At 67.7% G+C, this 3,514-nt stretch carries 3 protein-coding genes and 1 pseudogene; all 4 read left to right on the forward strand.

Annotated features, from left to right (window positions below; translation table 11 throughout):
* Positions 1–288: 288 nt before the first annotated feature.
* Positions 289–918 (forward strand): PEPxxWA-CTERM sorting domain-containing protein, encoded by a 630-nt coding sequence (locus ASG29_RS08720; RefSeq protein WP_055982896.1) that lies wholly within the window; start codon positions 289–291, stop codon positions 916–918.
* A 203-nt stretch (positions 919–1,121) separates the two neighbouring features.
* The gene (locus tag ASG29_RS08725; protein WP_055982899.1) at positions 1,122–1,823 is read left to right on the forward strand and encodes an NAD-dependent deacylase; all 702 of its coding nucleotides are present in this window, start codon (positions 1,122–1,124) and stop codon (positions 1,821–1,823) included.
* A 52-nt stretch (positions 1,824–1,875) separates the two neighbouring features.
* The gene (locus tag ASG29_RS08730; RefSeq protein ID WP_055982901.1) at positions 1,876–2,649 is read left to right on the forward strand and encodes a class II aldolase/adducin family protein; all 774 of its coding nucleotides are present in this window, start codon (positions 1,876–1,878) and stop codon (positions 2,647–2,649) included.
* Positions 2,650–2,731: 82 nt separating this feature from the next.
* A pseudogene (locus ASG29_RS17040) lies at positions 2,732–3,514 on the forward strand (hypothetical protein); the annotation flags it as partial.

Genomic DNA, 3,514 nt, shown 5'->3' on the forward strand with positions numbered 1-3,514 from the left:
CAAGTGGCGCGCGACCTGCACCGACGCGCGCATGCGCTGTGCTTCATCGCGCGGTCGGTGGACTTCCCGGTCGGCTGTCACCCCACGATCGTCACCGACGGCCCGGCGCGGGAACGCGACTAGACCCGACCGATCGCGCCGCGCGCAAAGCATTGCGATTGCACGGCATGGCGATCCGCAAATGCGCGATCGTCCCGTATTGGAAAAAATGCGCCGCATTTCGGTTTGACTCCCCGCCCGCGATTGACGAGCTTTGCCGCGGTTCAATCGTAGATCGAGGGGGATTTTATGAGGAAGCTTCTGTTCGCACTGGCCGCAAGTGCGGCGGTCCTGGCATCGGGGGCCGCATCCGCGGACACGCTCGATTTCGAAACGCCCGATGTCGCGGCGTTCGAACGGATCGGGCCGTCCTATGCCGGCTATACGTTCACCAACTGGGCGGTGGTCGACGGACCGGGATACGGCGCCAGCGGTTACGCCAACGTCATCACGTCGGGCCAGCAATCGGCATGCGGCTGCGCGTCCGATTTCGGCGAAATCTATTCGTCGATATCGAACGGCACCGCGTTCGACCTGATCGGCGGCAATTTCGCGTCGGCGTGGAACGACGGCGCGACGTTGCTGGTCGAAGGGTATCGGGGCGCGTCGCTGCTGTATTCGCAGAGCTTCGTGCTGAATACGACGGGGCCGTCGGCCCTGACCTTCGGCTTCACCGGGATCGACCTCGTCAACTTCTCGATCTCCGGCGGCACGCCGTCGGGTCTGTCGGGGAGCGGCAATTACTTCGGCGTCGACGATCTTCAGCTCGCCGCCTCGTCCGGCGTTCCCGAGCCGGCGACCTGGGCGCTGATGATCATGGGCTTCGGTGCGGCGGGGGCCGCCCTGCGCCGGAAGAAGGCGACCGTCTCCTACGCCTGACGCGCCGCCGCGCGGACGGGAGGCAGCGCCGCCGGTGGCAACACCGGCGGCGTTCGTCCGTCCGCGCCCCGCCGTTTGCGCCACTTACCGCGATCGCTCCAAGTCTGGCGAGATAAGTTTCAAAAGTTGTGGTTATTCGGATGGTGGTTGATGTCCGCTTCCCACCACTTTCGGACACCCCGCCGGACGAGTATCGAACCCCGATGCGCGACAGCCAGACCATCGTCATCCTGACCGGTGCCGGAATCTCGGCCGAAAGCGGGATCGCCACGTTCCGCGGGCCGGGCGGCCTGTGGGAGGGGCACCGCGTCGAGGACGTGTGCACGCCCGAGGCGCTGGCGGACGATCCGGTGCTGGTCCATCGCTTCTACGACGCGCGGCGCGCGGCGCTCGCCGCGGTGGCGCCCAATGCGGCGCATCGCGCGCTGGCGCGGTTGCAGGCGGCGGACAGGCACGACGTGATGCTGGTGACGCAGAACGTCGACGACCTGCACGAACGCGGCGGCGCGGCGCAGGTGCTGCACATGCACGGGCAATTGCTGTCGGCGCTGTGCGCGCGATGCGGCGCGCACACCGGCTGGGCCGGGGACATGCCGCCGGGCACCAGATGCCCCGCGTGCGGCGCGCCCGCGCTGCGCCCGGACATCGTGTTCTTCGGCGAGATGCCCTATTCGATGGACGCGATCGAGGCCGCGCTGGCACGCGCGGACCTGTTCGTGTCGATCGGCACGTCGGGCGCGGTCTATCCCGCCGCGGGGTTCGTGCAGATCGCCGCGCACCACGGCGCGCGCACGCTGGAGCTGAACCTGGAACCGTCGGCGGGCACGGCGTGGTTCGACGAGGCGCGGCACGGCCCGGCGGGCGTCCTGGTCCCCGCATGGGTGGAGGAGTTGCTGGCGGGCTGATCCGGGTTGCGCTATCAGGTTGCGAAACAAGACCCGCATGAGGAGAGAGACGATGGCGACGCTGGCATCGGTGGACACGAGCCCGACCTACGCACCCGGCGAGTGGGAGGCGCGCGTCGACCTGGCCGCGGCCTATCGCCTGGTCGCGCTGTACGGCTGGGACGACCTGATCTTCACGCACCTGTCGGCGCGCGTGCCGGGGCCGGAGCATCACTTCCTCATCAACCCGTACGACATGATGTTCGAGGAGATCACCGCATCGTCGCTGGTGAAGATCGACGTGGAGGGCAAGCCGGTCGGCGCGACGACGCACCCGGTCAACCCCGCGGGCTTCACGATCCATTCCGCGATCCACATGGCGCGCGAGGACGCGCATGCCGTCATGCACCTGCACACGCCGCACGGGCAGGCGGTGAGCGCGATGGAATTCGGCCTGTTGCCGCATACCCAGACCGCGATGATCGCGGGGCACGACGTGGCGTACCACGATTACGAGGGCGTCGCGACGGACCTGGAGGAGCGCGAGCGGCTGGTCGCGGACATCGGCGAGAAGAATGCGATGATCCTGCGCAACCACGGCACGCTGGCGGTCGGGGACAGCGTGGCGTCGTGCTTCGTCCGGCTCTATTTCCTGGAGCGCGCGTGCGAGGCGCAGGTACAGATGCTGTCGGCGGGGCGCGAGAACCTCAACAAGGTGCATCAGGGCGTCGAGGACAAGGTGGCGCACCAGTCCAACCCGAAGGGGATGGGCGGGCTGGCGCAGAAGCTGGCGTGGCCGGCGCTGCTGCGGAAGCTGGACCGGATCGACCCGAGTTATCGGGAGTAGCAGGGACCGACCCTGTTCGGGGTCTTGACTTTTCCACTAATGTTCTTCAAATGTTCTCACCGCTGTCAAGGGCGGAGGGACGATGGAGCATATTTCCGATATCGAGCGCCGACGGGCGTTCTCCCGGTGGTTGCGCACCGGGCACCTGACCTCGATCCGCGGGCCGGACGGGATCGAGCGGAAGTTCAATCCGTGGCACGACCCGGACACGGGACGGTTCACGTTCGCCAATACGGGCGTGTATCATGCGCGCGGTGGCGGCGGAGGTGGCGCGAGGTCGAGCGGGCCGCGATCGGTGGACGGCGGCGGGCCGGATTCGTCTCCCGCCGATGATCTCGTCATCACCGCCAAACGGCAGACGGTGGATGATGTGGGATCGTTATCCGACGGTGAGTTGGACGGGTTCGAGCGGGCCGCAAAGGCGGGACGATGGACCGAGCGGCGCGAGAATCGCGAGATCCACGAATATGCGCGATTGAAGCGAGCGGTCGCCGCACGTGCGGTGATGGAGAAGCGGGGGGAGCGGGACTGGGCGAAGCAGGGCCGGGACTTCGGTCGCCTTTACGGCGAGGCGTTGGCGGCGGAGGCGCTCGGGGTGGGCGCGGCCAAGTTCGTCGTCGCGCCGGCGATTCGCAAGGCAGCGCCGATCATTGAACGCGTCCTGCGACCGCAGGCATACGCCCGCAAGCTCGCGGATCGCACTCCGCTGCCACCCGCGCCGAAGCCAATCTGGGTCGACGAAAATGCGACGATGAACAGGCGGGCGCGGACATACAACGACGGAGCCCCGGGAGCACGATCGAACCCCCTGACCAAGCGGGGTCAGGCGCCTGCGCTGTATCGAACGACCTCGGACGGTAAGCGC

This window comes from Sphingomonas sp. Leaf412 (genome assembly GCF_001425405.1).
GTDB lineage: Bacteria > Pseudomonadota > Alphaproteobacteria > Sphingomonadales > Sphingomonadaceae > Sphingomonas.

Excerpts from the sequence above, each read along its gene's own strand:
- ASG29_RS08720 (WP_055982896.1), top strand. The coding sequence starts at position 289 with ATGAGGAAGCTTCTGTTCGCACTGGCCGCAAGTGCGGCGGTCCTGGCA.
- ASG29_RS08725 (WP_055982899.1), top strand. The coding sequence starts at position 1,122 with ATGCGCGACAGCCAGACCATCGTCATCCTGACCGGTGCCGGAATCTCG.
- ASG29_RS08730 (WP_055982901.1), top strand. The coding sequence starts at position 1,876 with ATGGCGACGCTGGCATCGGTGGACACGAGCCCGACCTACGCACCCGGC.